The sequence below is a fragment of the Pseudomonas sp. AL03 genome, from assembly GCF_029960815.1.
GTDB lineage: Bacteria > Pseudomonadota > Gammaproteobacteria > Pseudomonadales > Pseudomonadaceae > Aquipseudomonas.
Map to the genome: position 1 here is coordinate 58,013 of NZ_JASBRE010000017.1, position 22,150 is coordinate 80,162.

General features: G+C 61.7%; 24 protein-coding genes. 9 read left to right on the forward strand and 15 right to left on the reverse strand.

The annotated features are described in order from the left end of the window. Window positions 1-13: 13 nt before the first annotated feature. The 12 genes from QK293_RS17345 to nrdR form a co-directional block, all read right to left on the reverse strand. Window positions 14-814 (reverse strand): cobalamin-binding protein, encoded by an 801-nt coding sequence (locus QK293_RS17345; RefSeq protein WP_282379184.1) that lies wholly within the window; start codon window positions 812-814, stop codon window positions 14-16. Further along, window positions 814-1,233: an MFS transporter gene (locus tag QK293_RS17350; protein WP_282379186.1), complete on the reverse strand. Its 420-nt coding sequence runs from the start codon at window positions 1,231-1,233 to the stop codon at window positions 814-816. The genes QK293_RS17345 and QK293_RS17350 overlap by 1 nt, the downstream gene beginning before the upstream one ends. After that, a complete protein-coding gene (gene ribA, locus QK293_RS17355) occupies window positions 1,230-1,847 on the reverse strand; it encodes a GTP cyclohydrolase II (RefSeq protein ID WP_027924335.1) in 618 nt (205 codons plus the stop codon). The genes QK293_RS17350 and ribA overlap by 4 nt, the downstream gene beginning before the upstream one ends. Window positions 1,848-2,135: 288 nt before the next feature. Continuing rightward, the gene (locus tag QK293_RS17360) at window positions 2,136-2,873 is read right to left on the reverse strand and encodes a transporter substrate-binding domain-containing protein (protein ID WP_282379194.1); all 738 of its coding nucleotides are present in this window, start codon (window positions 2,871-2,873) and stop codon (window positions 2,136-2,138) included. 23 nt (window positions 2,874-2,896) lie between these two features. Next, window positions 2,897-3,400, reverse strand: a complete 504-nt coding sequence (locus tag QK293_RS17365; RefSeq protein WP_282379196.1) for a phosphatidylglycerophosphatase A — start codon at window positions 3,398-3,400, stop codon at window positions 2,897-2,899. Then, window positions 3,397-4,362, reverse strand: coding sequence for a thiamine-phosphate kinase (thiL, locus tag QK293_RS17370; protein WP_282379197.1), 966 nt, complete (start codon window positions 4,360-4,362; stop codon window positions 3,397-3,399). The genes QK293_RS17365 and thiL overlap by 4 nt, the downstream gene beginning before the upstream one ends. A gap of 17 nt (window positions 4,363-4,379) precedes the next feature. Continuing rightward, a complete protein-coding gene (gene nusB / locus QK293_RS17375) occupies window positions 4,380-4,880 on the reverse strand; it encodes a transcription antitermination factor NusB (RefSeq protein WP_131062003.1) in 501 nt (166 codons plus the stop codon). Further along, window positions 4,877-5,353, reverse strand: a complete 477-nt coding sequence (ribE, locus tag QK293_RS17380; protein ID WP_095109665.1) for a 6,7-dimethyl-8-ribityllumazine synthase — start codon at window positions 5,351-5,353, stop codon at window positions 4,877-4,879. Before ribE ends, nusB begins: the two co-directional genes overlap by 4 nt. A 91-nt stretch (window positions 5,354-5,444) precedes the next feature. After that, window positions 5,445-6,536 (reverse strand): bifunctional 3,4-dihydroxy-2-butanone-4-phosphate synthase/GTP cyclohydrolase II, encoded by a 1,092-nt coding sequence (gene ribBA / locus QK293_RS17385; RefSeq protein ID WP_282379208.1) that lies wholly within the window; start codon window positions 6,534-6,536, stop codon window positions 5,445-5,447. Between the two features lie 16 nt (window positions 6,537-6,552). Beyond that, window positions 6,553-7,230 (reverse strand): riboflavin synthase, encoded by a 678-nt coding sequence (locus QK293_RS17390; RefSeq protein WP_282379210.1) that lies wholly within the window; start codon window positions 7,228-7,230, stop codon window positions 6,553-6,555. A gap of 46 nt (window positions 7,231-7,276) precedes the next feature. Next, window positions 7,277-8,410, reverse strand: a complete 1,134-nt coding sequence (gene ribD, locus QK293_RS17395) for a bifunctional diaminohydroxyphosphoribosylaminopyrimidine deaminase/5-amino-6-(5-phosphoribosylamino)uracil reductase RibD (RefSeq protein ID WP_282379212.1) — start codon at window positions 8,408-8,410, stop codon at window positions 7,277-7,279. Beyond that, window positions 8,407-8,871 carry a transcriptional regulator NrdR gene (nrdR, locus tag QK293_RS17400; protein WP_003228656.1) on the reverse strand — a complete coding sequence of 155 codons (465 nt, stop codon included), beginning with the start codon at window positions 8,869-8,871 and terminating at the stop codon, window positions 8,407-8,409. Before nrdR ends, ribD begins: the two co-directional genes overlap by 4 nt. A gap of 128 nt (window positions 8,872-8,999) precedes the next feature. On the opposite strand from nrdR, the gene QK293_RS17405 reads away from it, so the two are divergent. The 3 genes from QK293_RS17405 to trxA all read left to right on the forward strand — a co-directional run bounded on the left by QK293_RS17405 (window position 9,000) and on the right by trxA (window position 11,090). Then, window positions 9,000-9,464 (forward strand): YbaY family lipoprotein, encoded by a 465-nt coding sequence (locus QK293_RS17405; protein WP_282379337.1) that lies wholly within the window; start codon window positions 9,000-9,002, stop codon window positions 9,462-9,464. Beyond that, window positions 9,461-10,117, forward strand: coding sequence for a 50S ribosomal protein L11 methyltransferase (locus tag QK293_RS17410; RefSeq protein ID WP_282379215.1), 657 nt, complete (start codon window positions 9,461-9,463; stop codon window positions 10,115-10,117). The genes QK293_RS17405 and QK293_RS17410 overlap by 4 nt, the downstream gene beginning before the upstream one ends. Window positions 10,118-10,217: 100 nt before the next feature. Further along, complete coding sequence (gene trxA, locus QK293_RS17415) at window positions 10,218-11,090, forward strand: thioredoxin (RefSeq protein ID WP_282379217.1); 873 nt, start codon at window positions 10,218-10,220, stop codon at window positions 11,088-11,090. On the opposite strand, the gene QK293_RS17420 is transcribed toward trxA, so the two are convergent. Continuing rightward, window positions 11,087-11,434 carry a hypothetical protein gene (locus QK293_RS17420; protein WP_282379219.1) on the reverse strand — a complete coding sequence of 116 codons (348 nt, stop codon included), beginning with the start codon at window positions 11,432-11,434 and terminating at the stop codon, window positions 11,087-11,089. The genes trxA and QK293_RS17420 overlap by 4 nt on opposite strands. A 135-nt stretch (window positions 11,435-11,569) precedes the next feature. Between QK293_RS17420 and QK293_RS17425 the strand changes: the two genes are divergently transcribed. From QK293_RS17425 to QK293_RS17445, 5 genes are all read left to right on the forward strand, one after another. Beyond that, window positions 11,570-12,148, forward strand: a complete 579-nt coding sequence (locus tag QK293_RS17425) for a DUF2796 domain-containing protein (RefSeq protein WP_282379221.1) — start codon at window positions 11,570-11,572, stop codon at window positions 12,146-12,148. A 156-nt stretch (window positions 12,149-12,304) separates the two neighbouring features. Beyond that, entirely contained in the window at window positions 12,305-13,015 is a 711-nt protein-coding gene (locus QK293_RS17430; protein WP_282379222.1) for an ABC transporter ATP-binding protein, read from the forward strand. 1 nt (window position 13,016) lies between these two features. After that, window positions 13,017-14,282, forward strand: a complete 1,266-nt coding sequence (locus tag QK293_RS17435; RefSeq protein ID WP_282379223.1) for an ABC transporter permease — start codon at window positions 13,017-13,019, stop codon at window positions 14,280-14,282. 11 nt (window positions 14,283-14,293) lie between these two features. Beyond that, complete coding sequence (locus tag QK293_RS17440) at window positions 14,294-14,812, forward strand: DUF3299 domain-containing protein (RefSeq protein WP_282379224.1); 519 nt, start codon at window positions 14,294-14,296, stop codon at window positions 14,810-14,812. A gap of 103 nt (window positions 14,813-14,915) precedes the next feature. Next, window positions 14,916-15,614 carry an OmpW family outer membrane protein gene (locus QK293_RS17445; protein WP_282379225.1) on the forward strand — a complete coding sequence of 233 codons (699 nt, stop codon included), beginning with the start codon at window positions 14,916-14,918 and terminating at the stop codon, window positions 15,612-15,614. Window positions 15,615-15,670: 56 nt separating this feature from the next. On the opposite strand, the gene QK293_RS17450 is transcribed toward QK293_RS17445, so the two are convergent. Together QK293_RS17450 and QK293_RS17455 are read right to left on the reverse strand one after the other, a co-directional pair. Further along, a complete protein-coding gene (locus tag QK293_RS17450; protein WP_282379226.1) occupies window positions 15,671-16,600 on the reverse strand; it encodes an NAD-dependent epimerase/dehydratase family protein in 930 nt (309 codons plus the stop codon). Then, complete coding sequence (locus QK293_RS17455; RefSeq protein WP_046053235.1) at window positions 16,593-17,477, reverse strand: sugar nucleotide-binding protein; 885 nt, start codon at window positions 17,475-17,477, stop codon at window positions 16,593-16,595. The genes QK293_RS17450 and QK293_RS17455 overlap by 8 nt, the downstream gene beginning before the upstream one ends. Window positions 17,478-17,777: 300 nt before the next feature. Here QK293_RS17455 and QK293_RS17460 point away from each other — a divergent pair, with 300 nt between their 5' ends. Then, entirely contained in the window at window positions 17,778-22,094 is a 4,317-nt protein-coding gene (locus QK293_RS17460; RefSeq protein WP_282379232.1) for a DEAD/DEAH box helicase, read from the forward strand. Window positions 22,095-22,150: the final 56 nt, after the last annotated feature.

Genomic DNA, 22,150 nt, shown 5'->3' on the forward strand with positions numbered 1-22,150 from the left:
CCCCATCGCGGTCTCAGCGATCGGGTGCGATCAGCTGGCACAACTTGGCCGTCGCTTCGATCATCTGCCCACTCGGCCGTTCCAGCCCTTTATCCGCCACCAACAGCAATTGCCCCTGCGCCACTGCCGCCACTTGCGGCCAGGTTTTCCACGCATCGAGTTGCGCCTGATCGCTGGCCAGAATCACTTCTGGATTACGCTGCAATACCGCCTCAATACTGACCTGCGGCGCCGGCAGTGTCAGGTCGGCAAACACATTGCGCGCCCCGCACACTTCAAGCGCATCGCTGATGATCTGCCCGCCGCCAACGGTGTACAGCGGTCGATCCCAGACCTGATAAAACACCCGCAATGGCTCATCCCGACGATAACGCTGGCGCAGCGAATCCAGTCGCTGACGCAACTTTTCAGCCAATGAAACGCCACGCTCCGGACGGCCGAGCTGCGAGGCAATCGCCTCAATCTGCGACGTGAGTTGTTCGAGGTTGTGGGGGGCGGCAACGTAGGTCGGGATGTTCAACCGCTTGAGTTGTTCACGCTGGGCCGGGCCAACGCTGCCGGGCCAGAGCAACAGCAGATCGGGCTTGAGACTGAGCAGCTGTTCCATGTCCAGCTGACCGTACCGGCCAACGGAAGGAAGGTCTTTGAGTTTGGCAGGACGCTCACCGGCATCCAGCACACCCACCAACAGGTCGGCTGAATCCAGCTCAACAACGATTTCAGAGAGGGACGGCGCGAGGCTGACAACGCGTTCGACCGCAGCCGCCGGGCCACTGACGGCCAGCAGCATAACCGTCAGCCAGACGGGTCGCATCAGCCGAGTTGACGCGGAATACGGTAAAGGTAGAACAGCACCAGGGTCGACAGCGCCAACAACATCAACGGCACCGCTTCGAGGCCGACGAATACCGCCAGCGCGCCGATCCAGGCCGGCAGGCCGGCAGCCAGGAACGCGGTGCGACGCTTGGCCGCCAGGGCGATCCAGGCAGCAGGTTCTTCAGGGGTGTCGAGGGCTTTTTGAGTGGCGATCAACGCGTGCTTGTAGCCGCCAAAGAATTTCAGGCTGACAAACATCGAAGCCACACCCGCGATGAACAACGGCATTGCCAGCACCGGCAGGATCGCCTCGCTCTGGCCAAACACGCCGTTGATCACGAACAGCGGTAATAAGGCCAGCGCCAGGTATTGCCACCAGTTGACGGACAGTCGCCGCCGCACCTGACCTCGGGTCACGCGCGGTCAGCCTCACCCTGATGCTCGTTGCCCATCATGTGGTCGAGCTTGCTGGCCTTGGTGGCCAGGTAGAGTTTGTTGTGCGGGTTGTGGCCGGTGTGCAGCGGCACGCGCTCGGCGACCACGATGCCCATGTCGGTCAAGGCTTTGACCTTGCGTGGGTTGTTGGTCATCAAACGCAGGGACTTCACGCCCAAGTGCTCCAGCATCGGCAGGCACATGGCATAGTCACGCTGATCAGCGGCAAAGCCCAGACGCTCGTTGGCTTCAACGGTGTCGGCACCGCCATCCTGCAATTCATAGGCGCGGATCTTGTTCAGCAGACCAATGCCACGGCCTTCCTGACGCAAGTAGAGCAACACACCACGGCCTTCACGAGCGATGGCCTGCAAGGCGGCCTCGAGTTGCGAGCCGCAGTCGCAACGCTGGCTGAACAAGGCATCGCCGGTCAGGCACTCGGAGTGCAACCGGCCGAGTACCGGGGCACCGTCGGCGAACTCACCCAGGCTCAGCACAACGTGCTCGCGCCCGTTTTCTTCATCGAGAAAGCCGTGCATGGTGAATTGCGCAAAAGGCGTTGGCAGCTTGGAAGCGGCGACAAAAACGACAGGCACCGGTGTGCTCCTGATCAATAAGTACTGGAGATTCGCAGACGCGGCATTGTAACAGCACGTTCCTACAGACGCTCAGGCTGAATTATGGGGTATAACGATCAAAAAGTTGGATCTCAGGCGCCTGAGGCCCGGTCTGCGCACGCCCTGTAGCAGCTGGCGAAGCCTGCGTTCGGCGGCGCAGCCATCGTAAATTCAGGCACTGAGGTGTATCAAACTGACCGAGTCGGCAGGTTTCACGACGGCTCTGCCGCCGAACGCAGGCTTCGCCAGCTGCTACAGGGTTCGTGCTTAGTTTGAGTCGAATGGATAGGGTTGTTTCCAGCGCTCGAAGATCGGTTTCAGCTGACCGCTTTTCACCAGCACGTCCATGCGCTGATCGAACAGCGCCATCAGTGTTCGGGCCTTGGGCGTCTTGGCAAAACACAGATACAGCGGCAATTCCGCGATGTGGGTGCGACGAAACTGCGACGGATCCTTGGCCCGCTTGATGACGTAGTCGACCTCGGTCAACGCGTCGATGTAAAAGTCGGCGCGATTGTGGGTCAACATCGACAAAATCCCGGTACGCCGCATGACTTCGTTATAGCGGCGTACGTTGGGCAGGTAATCCTGATAGTCGTAGCCGCGGACCCAGGCCAGTCGATAGTTGCCCAGGGTTTCCGGGGTCGGTGCGGGGGTGCTGGCCAGCCCTAGGGCGTAGATGTGATCGGTATCGAAGTTCCAGCGCGGATAGAGCAGATCGCTGGACTCATCATGATAGGAGCCGACACACGCGTCGACTTCGCCGCGCTGGGCCAGGCCCATGGAGCGGACGTAGGGTTCGCTGCGGATGTCCAGTTTGACCCCCGCTGGCTCGAAGACTTCCCGCAACACGTCCCAGCCCAGACCGTGGCCATCGGCGGCGGTGTAGTCTTCCCAGTCTTCGCTGGCCAGATGAATCACCGACGGCGTCGTCGCCCCGTCACCCGCCTGGGCGAGCGAGCAAAACATCGTGAAAACCATCACCGCCAACCAGCGTCGAGCCATCCTTAGTCCCCCTGTTTCGCCCTTCAGGCGAAAATCCATACCAGCCCCTGCATCGCCAGCCACGCAAACACCCCGGCCAATACGTCATCAAGCATGATCCCGACGCCGCCATGCACATGCCGGTCGATCCAGTGGATCGGCCACGGCTTGAGTATGTCGAAGAAGCGGAACATCAAAAACCCAGCCAGCAACCAATACCAACCTTCCGGCACCAGCCACAGGGTGATCCACATCCCGACCATTTCGTCCCAGACGATGCCTTCGTGGTCGTGCACCCGCAAATCGTCGGCCACTTTGCCACACAGCCAGAAGCCGAACAGCATGGTGATGCCGAGCATCAGCCAGTAGCCCCAGTCGGGCAACATCTGCCACAACGGGATAAAGGGTAGCGCAACTAACGAACCCCAGGTGCCCGGTGCTTTTGGCAGGGTGCCCGAGCCGAAGCCGAACGCCAGGAAATGCCACGGATTGCGCCAGACCGACGGCGGTACGAATTCCGCCGGAACCTGTTTGGGATAATCTGTCACGGTGTCTCCCGAAAATGTTGATAGCCCCGGGCTTGCGGGGTGATGTCTTGCCCAGCGGCGTCCAGCAGCACCACGCCCTGCCCCGTCACAACACGCCCGACCACATGGATCGGCCAGCCGTCGCTCAACAATTGCGCTAACTCGAAGGAGGGCAAGGTAAAGGCCAGTACGTAATCATCACCGCCGCTCAGGGCCGCTACTTCTGCACCCGATTGACCGAGAAAGGCGACTAAAGCGTTCGACAATGGCAGCGTGTCCCGTTCAATCTGAATGCCGACCTTCGACGCGAGGGCAATATGCCCGCAGTCCGCGAGCAGGCCGTCGGAGATGTCCAGCGCCGAGGTGGCTTTACCGCGAAGCGCCATTCCCAGCCCAAGCTGCGGCTGCGGCGACCAGTAATGCGCCAGCAGCGGATCGGCGATGGCCGCTTCAGCCGTTCGCTGACCAAGCACCAACGGCAAGGCACCGGCAGCGTTGCCCAGGTCACCGCCAACGCACAGCAAGTCGCCTGGCTGCGCGCCGCTGCGGGTCAACGCCTTGCCCGCCGGCACACGACCGAACACGGTCATGGTCAGGCTCAACGGCCCACGGGAGGTATCACCACCCACCAGCGCCACACCGCAGCTCTGCGCCATGGTGTTCAAACCACGGGCATAGGCATCCAGCCAATCGGCAGTCACCGTCGGCAACGTCAGGGCAAGGGTAAAGGCAACGGGGGTGGCGCCCATGGCAGCCAGATCGCTGACGGCCACAGCCAGCGAGCGCTGACCGAGCAGAAACGGGTCGCAAGGATCTGCAAAATGCACACCGGCCACGAGTGTGTCGGTGGAAATCGCCAACTGCTCCCCGGGGGGAATAGCCAGCAAGGCGCAGTCATCGCCGATTCCGAGGGCAACGCCTTCGCCGCCCTGCGCACAAGGCGCGGCGGCGAAGAAATTGCGGATCAGCTCAAACTCGCCCATTGGGTATCAAGCGCGTTTCAGCGCTTGAACGCCTTGACTTCAGCTTCACGCAGACGCGGGGCCAGCTTGTCGAGTACACCGTTGACGAACTTGTGGCCGTCGGTGGAACCGTAGACCTTGGCCAGTTCAATACCTTCGTTGATCACCACGCGGTATGGAACGTCGACGCGCTTGAGCAGTTCCCAGGTGGACAGGCGCAAAACCGCCAGTTCAACCGGATCGAGCTCGTCGATGGTGATGTCCAGGCACGGGCCGAGGGCAGAATCGATCTCGGTCTTGTGCGCCGGCACGCCGTGCAGGATGTCGTGGAAGTAGGCGGCATCGACATCGCTGAAATCGTTATCGACCCGGAACTGCGCTTCGATTTCGTTCAGCGAAGTTTTGGCCATGTGCCATTGGTACAGCGCCTGAGTCGCGAGCTGACGGGCTTCGCGACGCTTGACGCTTTTCGATGGCTTGCCGGCATCCGCAGGCTTTGGATCGCGCGGGTTGAAACGATCGCTTTCGTCGCTAATCACTTGGCCTCCAACTGCGCCAGCAGGCTGACCATTTCCAGAGCGGACAGGGCAGCTTCAGCACCTTTGTTGCCGGCCTTGGTGCCGGAACGTTCGATGGCTTGCTCGATGGAATCAACGGTCAGCACGCCGAAAGCGACCGGTACGCCGAACTCCATGGACACCTGGGCCAGGCCCTTGGTGCATTCGCCAGCCACGTATTCGAAGTGCGGAGTACCGCCACGAATGACCGCGCCCAGGGCGATGATGGCTGCGTATTCGCCCTTTTGAGCGACTTTTTGCGCAACCAGCGGGATTTCGAAGGCGCCAGGCGCGCGGATGAGGGTGATGTCGCTTTCGCTCACGCCGTGGCGAACCAGGGCATCAACTGCACCGCTGACCAGGCTTTCAACGACGAAGCTGTTGAAACGGCCTACTACCAAAGCGTAGCGGCCTTTAGGGGCGATGAAGGTACCTTCGATGGTCTTCAGGGTCATTCGTTAGATCTCTTAAAGAGCCGGGACGCGTTTTCTACGCGTCCCTCAGTGATGTGTTAACCGCGAATCAAGGACTGGAAACAACCGGTCATTATTCGGAGGGCACGTATTCTACAACTTCCAGATCGAAACCGGATATCGCATTAAATTTCATTGGCGCACTCATCAGGCGCATTTTGCGCACGCCCAGGTCCCGGAGGATCTGCGAACCGGCACCGACGATGCTGTAGGTGGTCGGTTTTTTCGCCGGTACGTGCTCCGCGGTTTCACGGATGTGTGCCAGCAACACGTCGCCATCGAGCGGGTGACCGAGCAACAGCACGACACCGCTGCCAGCCTCGGCCACCGCAGCCATCGCGGCGCGCAGGCTCCAGCGGCCAGGTTGCTTGACCATCAACAGGTCGCGTAGCGGGTCCATGTTGTGCACCCGAACCAGGGTCGGCTCGTCGGCGCACACGGTGCCCAGGGTCAGGGCCATGTGCACGTCGCCTTCCACGGAATCACGATAGGTCACCAGGTTGAATTGGCCCAGTTCGCTGTCCAGCGGCTGCTCGGCAATCCGCTGAACGGTACGTTCGTGGATCATCCGGTAGTGAATCAGGTCGGCGATGGTGCCGATCTTGATGTTGTGCTCGGCAGCAAAAGCTTCCAGTTCCGTGCGGCGGGACATGGTGCCGTCATCGTTCATCACTTCGCAGATCACGCCGCTCGGCTCGAAACCGGCCATGCGCGCCAGGTCGCACGCCGCTTCGGTGTGGCCGGCGCGAGCCAGCGTACCGCCAGCCTGGGCCATCAGCGGGAAGATGTGGCCGGGGCTGACGATGTCTTCAGCCTTGGCGTCTTTCGCGGCAGCGGCTTGCACGGTGCGCGCACGGTCGGCAGCGGAGATACCGGTGGTCACGCCGGTGGCCGCTTCGATGGACACGGTGAACTTGGTGCCGAAACCGGAACCGTTGCGCGGTGCCATCAAGGGCAACTTCAGCAGTTCGCAGCGCTCGCGGCTCATCGGCATGCAGATCAGGCCACGGGCGTGCTTGGCCATGAAATTGATGTGTTCTGGCTGGCAGCACTCGGCGGCCATGATCAGGTCGCCTTCGTTCTCACGGTCTTCGTCATCCATGAGGATGACCATCTTGCCTTGGCGGATGTCTTCAACCAGTTCTTCGATGCTATTGAGCGCCACAAGGCACCCCCTTGGGTCAGGATTTGAGGTAGCCGTTGGCGGCCAGAAAGCTTTCGGTGATGCTTCCGGACGGCCTTTGAAAAGAGTCAGACTCTGCGGCCTTGTCGCCCAACAGCAGGCGTTCCAGATAACGAGCCAGCAAGTCAACTTCGAGGTTCACCCGGCGACCTGGCTGGTAAGACGCCATGATGGTTTCGCTCAGGGTGTGCGGAATGATTGTCAGCAAGAACTCGGCGCCATCGACCGCGTTCACGGTCAGGCTGGTGCCGTCGACGGTGATCGAGCCTTTATGGGCGATGTATTTGGCCAGCTCTTTCGGTGCGCGGATGCGGAACTCCACAGCGCGAGCATTCTCGGTACGGGCAACCACTTCGCCCACGCCATCGACGTGCCCGCTGACCAGATGCCCGCCGAGGCGAGTGGTCGGGGTCAAGGCTTTTTCCAGGTTGACCGGGCTGCCGCTTTTCAGGTCATTCATGGCGGTGCAGTCGAGGGTTTCGCGACTGACGTCCGCCGCAAAGCCGTTGCCTGGCAATTCAACCGCAGTCAGGCATACGCCGTTGACCGCGATACTGTCGCCCAGTTTGACGTCGCTCAGGTCGAGCTTGCCGGTTTCTACGTGTACCCGCACATCTCCGCCTTTTGGGGTCAATGCACGAATACTGCCGATGGATTCGATGATGCCGGTAAACATGGAGTCCTCCTCGAGAACAGGGCTGTCGCGTGGCGCAGGCCCAGAATTATACGCTCGCCGCTGGCGAAGGAATGGCGATGACTCGCCAGTCATCGCCAACCGCACGGATTTCGGTGATTTTAAGTTCCGGCGCGTCTTTCATCTGCGCCAGCGGCCAGTCCAGCAACGGTCGCGCCGAAGAGCCGAGAAACTTGCCGGCGATGAAAATCTGGAACTCGTCCACCAGCCCTTGCTGAGCAAAAGCCCCGGCCAGACGCGGGCCCGCCTCGACCAACACTTCGTTGACCCCACGGGCGGCAAGTTCGACCAGCAGTTTGCGCAGGTCGACCAAACCATCCTCGCCCGCCACGATCAGGCACTCCGGGCCATTGGCGTATTGCTCTTCGATCGCCATGCACGTGGCGACCAGCGCCGGGCCGGCCTTGAAGAACGGCGCGTCCAGCGGCACGCGCAGACGGCCGTCAATCAGCACGCGCAGCGGCAGGCGACTCATGGCCAGGGCCGTTTGTTCAGGGTCCAGGCCTAACTCATCGGCACGCACGGTGAGACGAGCGTTGTCCGCCAGCACCGTGTCGGCGCCGGTCAGCACCACACTCGCCTGGGCGCGCAGGCGTTGTACCGCCGAACGCGCCGCAGGACCGGTGATCCATTGGCTCTCGCCGCTTTCCATTGCTGTTCGGCCGTCGAGGCTCATGGCCAATTTGACCCGCACGAACGGCAAGCCGTGTTCCATGCGTTTCAGGAAACCTTCGTTGAGCTTGCGCGCTTCGCCTTCCAGCACACCGCTTTCAGTGGCGATGCCGGCCTGGGCCAGGCGCTGCATGCCACGACCGGCAACCGACGGGTTCGGGTCTTGCATCGCCGCGACTACCCGAGCCACGCCCGCATGTACCAGCGCATCGGCGCAGGGCGGCGTACGTCCGTGGTGGCTGCAAGGTTCGAGGGTCACGTAAGCGGTGGCGCCTCGCGCCTTATCGCCGGCGGCGCGCAGGGCGTGGACTTCGGCGTGGGGTTCGCCGGTGCGCACGTGCCAGCCTTCGCCGACAATCTGCCCGTCCCGCACGATCACGCAGCCCACCCGAGGGTTGGGGTGCGTCGTGTAATGACCTTTGCGCGCCAGTTCCAGGGCGCGAGCCATGTAATGGGCGTCGAGGATGGCTTGTTCTACGGAGGTGGTCATTCTTTCACCGGCTCACGGGCCAGGCGATCGATCTCTTCGCGGAACTCATTGAGGTCCTGGAAGCGGCGATACACCGAAGCAAAGCGGATATAGGCGACTTCGTCGAGCTTTTGCAGCTCGGCCATCACCAGTTCACCGACGACAAGGGATTTAACCTCTCGCTCACCGGTGGCGCGCAGTTTGTGTTTGATGTGCACCAACGACGATTCCAGGCGCTCGACACTCACCGGGCGCTTCTCCAGCGCACGCTGCATGCCGGCGCGGAGTTTTTCTTCGTCGAACGGCTGACGGCTGCCGTCGGTTTTGATCAGGCGCGGCAACACCAGTTCGGCAGTCTCGAACGTTGTAAAACGCTCGCCGCAGGCCAGGCATTCACGCCGGCGGCGTACCTGTTCGCCCTCGGCGACCAGACGCGAGTCGATGACCTTGGTGTCGTTGGCACCGCAGAAGGGACAGTGCATGGTGGCAGGCAACAAAAAAAGGGAGGGCCATGGTAGCGCATCCCGGTGGCAAGACAAGCCATAGGGTTTACGGTATACAGACGGGTTATAGAGCTAGATCCATGGATTTCACCTTGCTGGAGCCGCAAATGTCCCTAAGACCGCTCGTTTTGCTCAGTCTTTTCAGCCTGCTGGTGGCCTGCAGCAGCGATGCGCCCAAGCCCCAGCCACCGACGCCAGGCCCCGCGCCGCAACAGGCGCAGAAGAAAGCCAAGGAGTCAGCCAACCTCGGCCCGCTGCCCGCTTATCAGCGTGAATTGAGCGGCACCCTGCAAGGCGTGCCGGCCGGCGCCGAAGTCGAACTGGCGCTGCTGGTGATCGACGACAAGGACCGCCCGCAGCAATTGCTGGCCAGCTCCAGCCTGATCGGCACCAACCAAGTTCTGCCGTTTCACCTGCGTTTCAACCCGGAATCCTTCCCGGTCGGTGCCCGCGTTGAACTGCGTGGCCGCGCCAGCCAGTCCGGCCAGCTGATTTTGCATCTGCCGTCGCGGGTCATCACGCAGCCAACGACGCAAGTACTGGGTCAGCTGCAATTCGTCAAAGCGCCATGATTGCACCGTTCGACCTGCAACAGGCGTTAGGCGAACTGCTCGGTGACGCACAGCTGGTTGCCTGTGAATTACCGGACACCGATCTGAAGCTTTGGCTGATCGACGGCGACAACATGGACCGCGCGTTCAGCCCGGAAGAAACCCGGCGAATTCTCCATGAGCCGCCTTACTGGAGTTTTTGCTGGGCCAGTGGGCTGGCGGTCGCCCGTTATCTCGCCCAGAACCCGCACTGGGTCGAGGGCAAACGGGTGCTGGATTTCGGCGCCGGTTCCGGAGTGGCGGGGATTGCGGCGGTGAAGGCCGGCGCGCTGGAAGTAGTCGCCTGCGACCTGGACCCGCTGGCGATTGCCGCGTGTCGGGCGAATGCCGAACTCAATGACGTACACCTCAGCTACTCGACAGACTTTTTCGCCGAAGCGGATCGCTTTGATCTGATTCTGGTGGCGGACGTGCTGTACGACCGGGCGAATCTGCCGTTGCTCGATGAATTCTTGAGTCGTGGCCAGGAAGCGCTGGTGGCCGATTCGCGCGTGAGGGATTTTCGCCATCCGCTGTATCAGCGCATTGAAATGCTCGAAGCGATGACCTTGCCCGATCTGGCCGAACCCGAAGAGTTTCGGCATGTGAGCCTCTACCACGCCACACGGACATGATCGTTCCCACGCTCTGCGTGGGAACGATCAGTGTTCCGGCTTCCGGCCACACCCCGCCACGCCGTATAGTTGCCCCATTCACGCTTTTACGAGATCCCCCATGAGTCAGGAAACGCCGTACATCTTCGACGCCACGACTGCCGATTTCGAGCAGTCGGTGATCGAAAACTCTTTCCACAAACCGGTGCTGGTGGATTTCTGGGCCGAATGGTGTGCGCCGTGCAAGGCGTTGATGCCGATGCTGCAAACCATCGCCGAGAGCTATCAGGGCGAGTTACTGCTGGCCAAGGTCAACTGCGACGTCGAGCCGGACATCGTTTCGCGCTTCGGCATTCGCAGCCTGCCGACCGTTGTGCTGTTCAAGGACGGTCAGCCGGTGGACGGTTTTTCCGGTGCACAGCCAGAATCCGCTGTGCGCGCGATGCTTGAGCCTCACGTGCAAATGCCGCCGCCGGCCGCTGCCGACCCGTTTGAGCAAGCTCAGGCGCTGTTTGATGACAATCGCTTCGCCGACGCCGAAGCCACACTGAAAGTGCTGCTGGGCGAAGACAACACCAGTGCCAAGGCGCTGATTCTCTACGCCCGCTGCCTCACCGAACGTGGCGAGTTGGGTGAAGCGCAAACCGTGCTTGACGCGGTCAAGAGTGATGAGCACAAAGCCGCCCTCGCCGGCGCCAAGGCGCAGATCCAGTTTCTCGGCCAGGCCAAGGATTTGCCGGATGCAGCAGACCTGAAAGCGCGCCTGGCGAAAAATCCGCAGGACGATGAAGCGGTTTATCAATTGGCGATCCAGCAATTGGCGCGTCAGCAGTACGATGCGGCGCTGGATGCGTTGCTCAAGCTGTTCGTGCGCAATCGCAGCTACAGCGAAGGCTTGCCGCACAAGACCTTGCTGCAGGTGTTCGAACTGCTGGGCAACGATCATCCACTGGTGACCACTTATCGTCGCAAGTTGTTTGCTGCGCTTTACTAAGCGTTTTCGATCCAGCTATAGAGCGGCGTATCCCCGCCGCTCGTCACTTTCACATCAGAGCAGTGGCGCAAACGCACCAGCAAGCGTTTGCCTGACGCCGCGTTGCCGGTCAATCCTTCCAACTGATCGAGCAAATCCGGTCCGCTCAATTGCCCCGCCTTGCGCAGCAAATCCTTCGCGATCTGCCACAGCGCATCATCCTGATTGATAGGTTTCGCCGGCGCTGCACTGGCCTCGGGCTTGACCACCTGCAACTGCGCACCGAGCCGTGCCCAGTCGCCGTCATCCATCTCCAGCGTCAAATCCACCGGCCAGTCGCCGATGCTTCCGCGAATTCGCAACATAAGTCTGCTCCTGCACATTTCTGATTCGCATGCTCCCATGGGACTTGTGCAACGCCAAGTAGCCGGTCAAACTCTCGGCACTTTCGTTATAAGATCACATAACACAATATTCATTTTACTTTTCGGATACCCGCCATGCGCCGTCTGCTTCTCGCTCTGCCGTTTGCCCTGTTGCCGTTGGCCGTCACCCACGCCGCTGATGAACACGATCATGAGCACGGCAGCCTCGGCGCCCACGAACATGGCGTCGGTCGCCTGAACGCAACGCTGGACGGGCAGACCCTGGAGCTGGAACTGGAAAGCCCGGCGATGAACCTGGTGGGTTTCGAACACGCCGCCACCACCGACGCCGACAAGGCCAAAGTCGCCGCCGTTCGTGCGCAGCTTGAGAAACCGCTGATACTGTTCAACCTGCCGAAAGCCGCCGGTTGCGTGGTTGCGACTCAGGAACTGGAAAGTCCGCTGTTCGGTGACAAACCCGATGCCGATGATGATCACGATGAGGAAGGCAAGGACGAGCACCACCACGACCACAGCGAAATCCACGCTCATTACCAGTTCAGTTGCTCGGCACCGGGCGCGCTGAAAAACCTGGACTTGGCGAACATCTTCAATACGTTCCCGGCGACCCAGAAGATTCAGGTACAACTGATCAGCCCGAGCGGGCAGCAAGGGGTTGAAGTGACGGCCAAGGCTGCCGCCCTGAAATTCTGATCCACCACGCGCCCTGTAGGAGCGAGGCTTGCCCGCGAAGGCGTCATGACAGTCGACATCTCCGCTGGACGTGATGGCCTCTTCGCGGGCAAGCCTCGCTCCTACAAGGGTCTGGTGTTAAATGTGAAATTGAGACAAACCCATGAAATCGGCGCTATGACCCAAGCACTCATCGAACTGTCCGACCTGGGTTTCAGCTGGCCCGATCATCCGCCGCTGCTGGATATCCCGGCGTTTAGCCTTATGCCCGGTGAAACCCTGTTCCTCAAGGGCCCCAGCGGCAGTGGCAAGACCACCCTGCTCGGCCTGCTCGGTGGTGTGCAGAAGCCCGATCGCGGCAGTATCCGGTTGCTGGGCCAGGAACTGACCGAACTCGGTGCTGGTGCCCGCGACCGCTTCCGCGTCGATCACACCGGCTACATCTTCCAACAGTTCAACTTGCTGCCGTTTCTCTCGGTGCGCGAGAACGTCGAGTTGCCCTGCCACTTTTCCAAACTGCGCGCTGAACGGGCGATCCAGCGCCACGGCAGCGTCGATCAGGCGGCGGCCACCCTCCTCGCCCACTTGGGTTTGAAGGATCAAAACCTGCTCGGCCGCCGCGCCGATTCGCTTTCCATCGGCCAGCAACAACGGGTGGCCGCTGCGCGTGCGTTGATCGGTCAGCCGGAATTGGTGATCGCCGACGAACCGACTTCGGCCCTGGATTACGACGCTCGCGAGAATTTCATTCGCTTGCTGTTCGCCGAATGCCGCGAAGCCGGGTCGAGCCTGTTGTTCGTCAGCCATGATCAGAGCCTGGCACCGCTGTTCGATCGCCACCTGTCGCTGGCCGATCTCAATCGCGCCGCCACGCCGCTGGAGGTTTGAGATGTATTTGTTTCGTCTAGCCATGGCCAGTCTGGCTAACCGTCGCTTCACCGCGATCCTCACCGCGTTTGCCATCGCCCTGTCGGTTTGTCTGCTGTTGGCCGTGGAACGCGTGCGCACCGAAGCCAAGGCCAGTTTCGCCAGCACCATCAGCGGCACCGACCTGATTGTCGGCGCTCGCTCCGGTTCGGTGAACCTGCTGCTTTACTCGGTGTTTCGCATCGGCAATGCCACCAACAACATTCGTTGGGACAGCTTCGAGCACTTCGCCAACAACCCGAAAGTGAAGTGGGCGATCCCGATGTCCCTCGGCGACTCCCATCGCGGTTATCGGGTGATGGGCACCACCGAGGCGTACTTCGAGCATTATCAATACGGCCATCAACAGCACCTGGAACTGGCCGACGGCCGGGCTTTCGCCACCAACCCGTTTGAAGTAGTACTCGGGGCCGAAGTGGCCGATGCGCTGCACTACAAACTCGGTGACAAATTGGTGCTGGCCCACGGTGTGGCGGTGATCAGTCTGGTCAAGCACGACGACAAGCCGTTCACCGTGGTCGGTATTCTCAAACGCACCGGCACCCCGGTGGACCGTACGTTGCACATCAGCCTCGGTGGGATGGAAGCCATCCACATCGACTGGCACAACGGCGTGCCGGCGCGCGGCAACGGTCGGATCAGTGCCGATCAGGCACGCAACATGGACCTGACGCCGCAAGCGATCACGGCGTTCATGCTCGGCCTCAACAGCAAGATTTCGACCTTCGCACTACAGCGTGAGATCAATGAATTTCGTGGTGAGCCCATGCTGGCGATCCTGCCGGGCGTGGCGCTGCAAGAACTGTGGAGTTTGATGAGCACGGCGGAAAAAGCCTTGTTCGTGGTCTCGCTGTTCGTGGTGCTGACCGGGTTGATCGGCATGCTCACGGCGATCCTCACCAGCCTCAACGAACGACGTCGGGAGATGGCGATTCTGCGCTCGGTGGGTGCCCGGCCGTGGCACATCGCGACCTTGCTGGTGCTGGAGGCGTTTGCCTTGGCGTTGTCCGGGGTAATCGCCGGTGTAGCGCTGCTTTACGTGTGTATTGCCGCAGCTCAGGGCTACGTGCAGGCGAATTACGGCTTGTACTTGCCGCTGGCCTGGCCAAGTGAATATGAATGGACGCTGCTCGGTGGCATCCTGATCGCCGCGTTGCTGATGGGCAGCGTGCCGGCCTGGCGCGCGTATCGCCAATCCTTGGCCGATGGCCTGTCGATTCGTTTATGAGGACGTTGAACATGCCCCGCGCTGTGCTTGCGCTGTTGATGCTGATCGCCCTGCCGCTATGGGCGGCCGAACCGAAAGACCTGACCTGGTCGGAAATGATCCCGCCGGACGCCGCGCCGGAAGTGCCCAACATGACGCCGCTGCACGACCTGTCGCAGATGGGCAGCGCGTTGGCCGCCGAGTCGGCACCCGCGGCCAAGCAAGACATGCCGAATGCACCGGTGGTAAAAAGCCTCGACGGCCGGAACATTCGGTTGCCGGGCTACATCGTGCCGCTGGAAGTGAGTGAAGAAGGTCGCACCACGGAGTTTCTGCTGGTGCCGTATTTCGGCGCCTGCATCCACGTGCCGCCACCGCCATCGAACCAGATCGTGCACGTCAAAAGCGCGGTCGGTGTGAAGCTCGATGAGTTGTATCAGCCGTACTGGATCGAGGGTGCGCTGCAGGTCAAAGCATCCAGCAGCGAATTGGCCGACGCGGGGTATCAGATGGAGGCGGACAAGATTTATGTGTATGAGCTGCCAGAGTAAATGACGCCCCTATCACTGTTTCATTGAGCTGAATCAAAAGACCGTACCAGACGGCTCCGTACCATTGGACATCAAATATTTTTAACGTCCTTTGGAGCCCTCAATGCACAAGTCCAAGCTCTGCGCTTCGCTGTTTGCCCTCGCGCTCGCAGCACCGCTAGCCTACGCCCACGAAGCTGGCGACATCCTCGTTCGCGCCGGTGCGATCACCGTCAACCCGAAAGCCGACAGTTCCAGCGTCAAGGTTGATCAGGGCCCGTTGAAGGGTGCCGATCTGGGTGGCAAGGCCACCATGAGCAGCGACACGCAACTGGGTTTGAACTTCGCTTACATGGTCACCAACAACTGGGGGATCGAACTGCTGGCGGCCTCGCCGTTCGAGCATGACGTGAAGATCAAAGGCACCGCCCTGGGCGCGGCCAACGGCAAACTCGGCAGCCTGAAACACCTGCCACCGACGCTGAGCGTTGTGTACTACCCACTGGACGGGAAGTCCGCATTCCAGCCGTATGTTGGCGCCGGTATCAACTACACCTGGATCTATGACGAGCACGTTGGCAGCGAAGCCAGCGCCAACGGCTTCAGCAACTTCAAGGCGGATAACTCCTGGGGCATGGCGTTTCAGGTCGGCGCCGACTACATGATTACCGACAACATCATGATCAACGCCCAGGTGCGCTACATCGACATCGACACCACCGCTACAGTGGAAAATAACGCAGTGGCACCGGGCACTCGCGCCAAGGTCGATGTGGACGTGGACCCGTTCATCTACATGGTTGGCCTGGGTTACAAGTTCTAAAAATGCCGCACAAAAAAGGCGCCTCGAAAGGCGCCTTTTTCACGGCTGCGTAAACCTCAGCGCCCCAGCAACCGCGCCAGGCCGACACGCATCGGTGTCTGCTCAGGGTAGGTAAAGCGCTCCAGCAAACGCTGATTGTTCGCTCGCGAGTGACGGATGTCACCGGAGCGCGCCGGGCCATAGCTCACCGGTGGCAATTGACCGACCACTGCTTCAAGGGCTTCAAGCATTTGCTTGAGGGTCGTGGCCTGGTTCCAGCCGACGTTGACCGCGCCGACTTCGACCTTCGGTTTCTCGATGGCTTGCACCAGCAAGTCGACCAGGTCTTCGACGTAGACGAAATCGCGAGTCTGCTCACCGTCACCGAACACCGTGATCGGCAGGCCCTTCTGCGCGCGCTCGCTGAAAATGCTGATCACCCCGGAGTACGGCGAGGACGGATCCTGGCGCGGGCCGAAGATGTTGAAAAAGCGGAACACCACCGGCTCCAGACTATGCTGGCGACGGTAAAAATCGAAGTAATGCTCACTCGCCAATTTGTCCGAAGCGTAAGGCGTCAACGGTGCCTTGGGCGTGTCTTCGTCGATCGACTCGCCTTCGCCATTGTTGCCGTAGACCGCTGCACTGGACGCGAACAGCACCCGTTTGACACCGACCTGGCGCATGGCTTCGCAGACATTCAGCGAGCCAATGAAATTGCTCTGGTGAGTCTTCACCGGATCATCCACCGACGCCTGCACCGACGCCACCGCAGCCAGGTGCGCCACAGCGCTGCAACCGACCATCGCCCGCGCGACCAACTCGGCATCGGCGACATCGCCGACGATCAGTTCGACGCCGGGATTGTCCAGCGGCAAGTTGCTGCGTTTGCCCGTGGAGAGGTCATCGAGAATGCGCACCGAATGGCCCTTGGCGAGCAAGGTATCGGTGAGGTGCGAGCCGATGAAACCGGCACCGCCGGTGATTAAAACAGGGCCGTCAGCCATGGCGATAAAACCTATCCAATAAGCCCGGGAGAGCCGCACGCCAAGCGCGGGGCTTGATCCCGAAGGTGTGCAGAATTTTCTTGCAGGCCAACACCGCGTGTTGCGGCTCTTCGGCGGCGTCCGGTCGCGCGGCGTGAGCCTGGGCAGTCGGCGCTTCGATGGCCAGCGGGTGCAGGGCACGTGCTTCGGTGAGGATCGCCTGCCCAAGCGCCAGCGGCGTGGTCGCCTCATGCCCGGCGTAATGGTAGGTGCCCCACAGCGGCGCCGAGCAATCGAGTTGCTTGAGCACCGAGATGATCACCCGGGCAGCGTCATCTACCGGCGTCGGATTGCCCCGACGGTCGTCGGCCATCAACAGTTCTTCAGGTAGTTCGGCGCGACCGAGAAAACGCCCGAGAGTGCCGTCGGGACTGTCATCAAGCAGCCAGCCGAATCGCAGCAGCACGTGTTGCGGGCAAGTGGCGCGTACGCTTTGTTCGATTCGCCACAAGGCCTGACCGCGCAGGCCCAGGGGCACAGGTTCGTCTTTTTCGCTGTAGGCCGTCGCCCGGGAGCCGTCGAACACTCGATAACTCGACGGTTGCAGCAGAACGATGTTGTGATGCTGGCACAGTTCGGCCAGACGCTCGATCGCCCGCTCCTGCCCGGCCAGACGCTGCTCGCTGACCGTCTCCGCCTGAAACCAGTCGAAGTAATAGGCGAGGTTGATCAACGCGTCTGGACGGGTGTCGTCGAGCAGTTGCGTCAGGGTCGCGGCATCCCAGCCGTCTTGCGGTGGGCGGGGGGCGAGGAAGCCGATGTCTTCCTCCGCACCGAGGCGAATCAGCGCCTGCCCAAGGGCATTTCCGCCGCCCAGTAACATAAGGCGCATTCGCATAGAGTCAGCAGGCCCAGTCTGATTGAAACAATGGCTTTATCGACACCGCTCGCGGGCAATGCCGTCGATAGTTGCCGGAATCGTTGCATTTTGCGGGTTTAGAGCGCAACCGTCATCCGTAAAGTGTAGATCCCCTGGATTTGTGGTGCGGCTAATGGCCCCTTCGCGGGCAAGCCTCGCTCCTACAGGTGATCGCATTCCCTTGTAGGAGCGAGGCTTGCCCGCGAAGAGGCCCTCAGCATCGGCGAAGGTCTTGAGCGGTACTTGCATCTTCCCCGACTCGCCCGCATAAATCAGGACATGAATCTGCCCATCCCAACGGACAGCGCCCTGGCAGGCTTCCACCCCGCCGTCAGTGCCTGGTTCAGTTGCACCTTCCCGACGGTCACCGCCGCCCAGGCCCGGGCGTGGCCGTTGATCCGCCAGCACCGTTCGACCTTGATCGCCGCCCCCACTGGCTCTGGCAAAACCCTCACCGCGTTCCTCGCGGTCATCGACGACCTGGTCCACCGCGGATTGGCCAACGGCGGCCATCTGCCGGATGAAACCCTGGTGGTCTACGTCTCGCCCCTTAAAGCCTTGTCCAACGACATCCAGATCAACCTGCAAAACCCGCTGGCCGGCATTACCGAGCAGTTACGCGCGATGGGCCTGCCCGAACTGCAGATCAACACCGCTGTGCGCACCGGCGATACGCCGCAAAAAGACCGCTCGGCGATGCGCAAGAATGCCCCGCACATTCTGGTGACCACCCCGGAATCCCTTTACGTGCTGCTCGGTTCCGACTCCGGCCGACAAATGCTCAGTACCGCCCGCACGGTGATCGTCGACGAAATTCACGCGATCGCCGCCAGCAAGCGCGGCAGCCACCTGGCCCTGAGCCTCGAGCGCCTGCAAGCGTTGTGCGCGCAACCGCTGATGCGGATTGGCCTGTCTGCCACGCAAAAACCCATCGAAGCCGTCTCGCAATTTCTGGTTGGCCGGGATCGCGAGTGCGAAATCATCGACATCGGCCACGCCCGCCCGCGAGATCTGGGCATCGAAGTGCCGCCCGTGCCGTTGTCGGCAGTCATGGCCAACGACGTCTGGGAACGGGTCTACGACCGCCTCGCCGCCCTCGCCCGCGAACACCGCACCACCCTGATTTTCGTCAACACCCGGCGCCTCGCCGAACGCCTGAGTCGACACTTGAGCGAGCGTCTTGGTAACGAGGCGGTGGCCGCCCACCACGGCAGTCTGGCCAAGGAATTTCGTCTCGACGCCGAGCAACGGCTCAAGCGCGGAGAGTTGCAAGTGCTGATCGCCACCGCGTCCCTGGAACTGGGGATCGATATCGGCGAGGTCGACCTGGTCTGCCAGATTGCCTCGCCGCGCTCGATTGCCGGGTTCCTGCAACGCGTCGGCCGCTCCGGGCACCAGGTTGGCGGCACGCCCAAGGGCCGCTTGTTCGCCACCACCCGCGACGACCTGATCGAATGCGCCGCCCTGCTCGACTGCGTGCGGCGCGGCGAACTCGACACTTTGCAGATTCCCAAGGCACCGCTGGACGTGCTGGCCCAGCAAATCATCGCCGAGGTGAGCTGCCAGGAATGGCAAGAGCAGGCGTTGCTGGAGATGTTTCGCAACGCCTCGCCGTATGCCCAACTCGACGAAAAACATTATCAGGCGCTGCTGCAGATGCTCGCCGAAGGCTACAACGGTCGCCTGGGTATCCGCAGCGCTTACCTGCACCGCGACGCCGTGACCCGCACCCTGCGCGGTCGCCGGGGCGCCAAACTGACCGCCGTGACCAGCGGCGGGACCATCCCGGACAACGCCGACTACAGCGTGCTGCTGGAACCCCAAGGGCTGAACATCGGCAGCGTCAACGAGGACTTTGCGGTGGAAAGCATCGCCGGCGATGTCTTCCAGTTGGGCAACACCTCCTACCGAATCCTGCGCGTTGAAACCGGCAAGGTCCGGGTCGAAGACGCTCAGGGCCAACCGCCGACCATTCCGTTCTGGCTTGGTGAGGCCCCGGGCCGCAGTGCTGAACTGTCGTTCGCCGTGGCACGCTTGCAAGCGCAACTTGATGAGCTGCTGGGTGCCACACCCGGTAATTTGCAGCCGGCAATCGACTGGCTGACCGACACCCTCGGCCTGAACCTTGCCAGCGCCGAACAATTGGTCGATTACCTGGCCCATGCGCGCCTGACCCTCGGCGCCCTGCCATCCCAGGACACGTTGCTGATGGAGCGGTTTTTCGACGAGTCCGGCGGCACGCAACTGATCATCCACACACCGTTCGGCAGCCGTATCAACCGCGCCTGGGGGTTGGCCCTGCGCAAGCGCTTCTGCCGCACCTTCAACTTCGAATTGCAGGCTGCCGCCAGCGAAGACGCCATTGTCATGTCGCTGTCGACCAGCCACAGTTTTGAGCTCGATGACGTCTGGCGCTACCTGCACAGCAACAGCGCCGAACACACCCTGATTCAAGCCGTGCTCGATGCGCCGCTGTTCGGTGTGCGCTGGCGCTGGAACGCCGGGGTGGCGTTGGCGCTGCCGCGTTATACCGGCGGGCGCAAAGTCGCGCCGCAGATCCAGCGGATGAAAAGCGACGACCTGATTGCCAGCGTGTTTCCCGAGCAGATTGCCTGCTTGGAAAACCTCGCCGGCGAACGGGAGATTCCCGACCATCCATTGGTGGAACAAACCCTCGACGATTGCCTGCACGAGGCCATGGACAGCGAAGGCTGGCTAGCGTTGTTGCGGCGTATGGAACGTGGCGACATCCGCCTGATCAGCCGCGATTTACCAGCCCCCTCGCCGCTGGCCGCGGAAATCCTCAGCGCCCGGCCCTACACCTTTCTCGACGATGCACCGCTGGAAGAACGCCGCACTCAAGCGGTACTCAACCGTCGCTGGAGCGATCCGCAGTCCACCGACGACCTCGGTGCGCTGGATGCGCAAGCCATTCAAGCCGTGCGCGAGGAAGCCTGGCCAACGCCGAGTGGCGCCGATGAAATGCATGAGGCGTTGATGAGCCTCGCATGCATCAGCGACGTCGAGGCGCAGGCCAATCCAGACTGGCTCGATTGGCTGAACGCCTTGGCCGACAGCGGTCGCGCCAGCCGCTTGCAAGTCAATGCAGGGCAAGCGCTATGGTTGGCACTGGAGCGGCTGACTTGCCTGAACGCGATTTATCCACAAGCTATTTTGCAGCCACGGCTGGAGGCGTTGCCCGGGTTCGATGAAGTCTGGGCGCCGGACAAAGCGGTGCTCGAAGTGCTGCGTGCGCGGCTCAGCGCGTTCGGTCCGCTGCCGCTGAAAGCGATTGCCGAACCGCTCGGACTACCGGCGACTCAAGTCACCCAGGCGTTGGCGCAACTGGAACGCGAAGGCTATGTGCTGCGCGGCCAATTCACGCCCGCCACGGGTGAGGAAGAATGGTGCGAACGGCATCTGCTGGCGCGGATTCACCGCTACACCGTGAAGCGTCTGCGGCGGGAAATCGAGCCCGTGGCGCTGCAAGACTTCATGCGTTTCCTGTTCGACTGGCAGCATCTGTCCGCCGCGACCCAAGGCCAGGGCAGCGCAGTGTTGCCAGCAATAGTCGGTCAGTTCGAAGGCTATCCCGCCGCTGCTTCAGCCTGGGACAGCGACCTCCTGCCAGCGCGGATCAAAGGCTATTCGGCGAGTTGGCTGGATGACCTGTGCCGTAGCGGCAAATGGGTGTGGACGCGCCTGACCGCGCGCAACAAGAGCGCCAGCACGGCGTTGCGCAGCACGCCGATTCTGCTGTTGCCCCGCAGTCGGGTCGGGTTGTGGAGCGGGTTGACCGAGCAGACGCCGGCCAGCGAGCTGTCGCCCAAGACACAGAAAGTGTATGAAGCGCTCAGCCAACACGGCGCGCTGTTTTTCGATGAGCTGATTCACGAGGCTCATCTGCTGCGCTCGGAACTGGAAATCGCCTTGCAGGAATTGGTCGGCGCCGGGTTGGTGAATGCCGACAGCTTCGCCGGCCTGCGAGCGCTGATCACCCCGGCCAGCAAGCGACAAAATCGCAGCAGCCGCCGCGGGCGCGGAGCGTTTGTCGGCGGGATGGACGATGCCGGGCGCTGGGCGCTGTTGCGGCGCGGGGCGCCTGCGCCGGTTGTGGATAACCAGCGCCCGGCGCCCACGCCGACCGACACCCTTGAACATATCGCCATGACCTTGCTCCGGCGCTACGGCGTGGTGTTCTGGCGTGTGCTGGAACGTGAAGCGGATTGGTTGCCGAGCTGGCGAGAATTGCTACGCACTTTCCATCGGCTGGAAGCTCGAGGCGAGATTCGCGGCGGACGGTTTGTCAGTGGCTTGGCCGGTGAACAATTTGCGTTGCCCGAGGCCATTCCTTTACTGCGCGAGGTGCGGCGACGGCCGCATGACGGGAGTTTGATTGCCGTGTGCGGGGTTGATCCGCTGAACCTCGCCGGGACGCTTCTGCCGGGAGTAAAAGTGCCGGCCTTGGCGAGTAATCGATTGGTGTATCGCGATGGATTGCCCGCCGCTGCCGAGATTGCCGGCAAGCAGCTTTTTTGGTTGGAGTTGGATCAGCAATCGACTACCGAGCTACACAACAAACTGATCCGGCATTGATGTTTTCCGGGCTGGCCCTTTCGCGAGCTTGCTCGCGATGAGGCCATCAGCCCCAA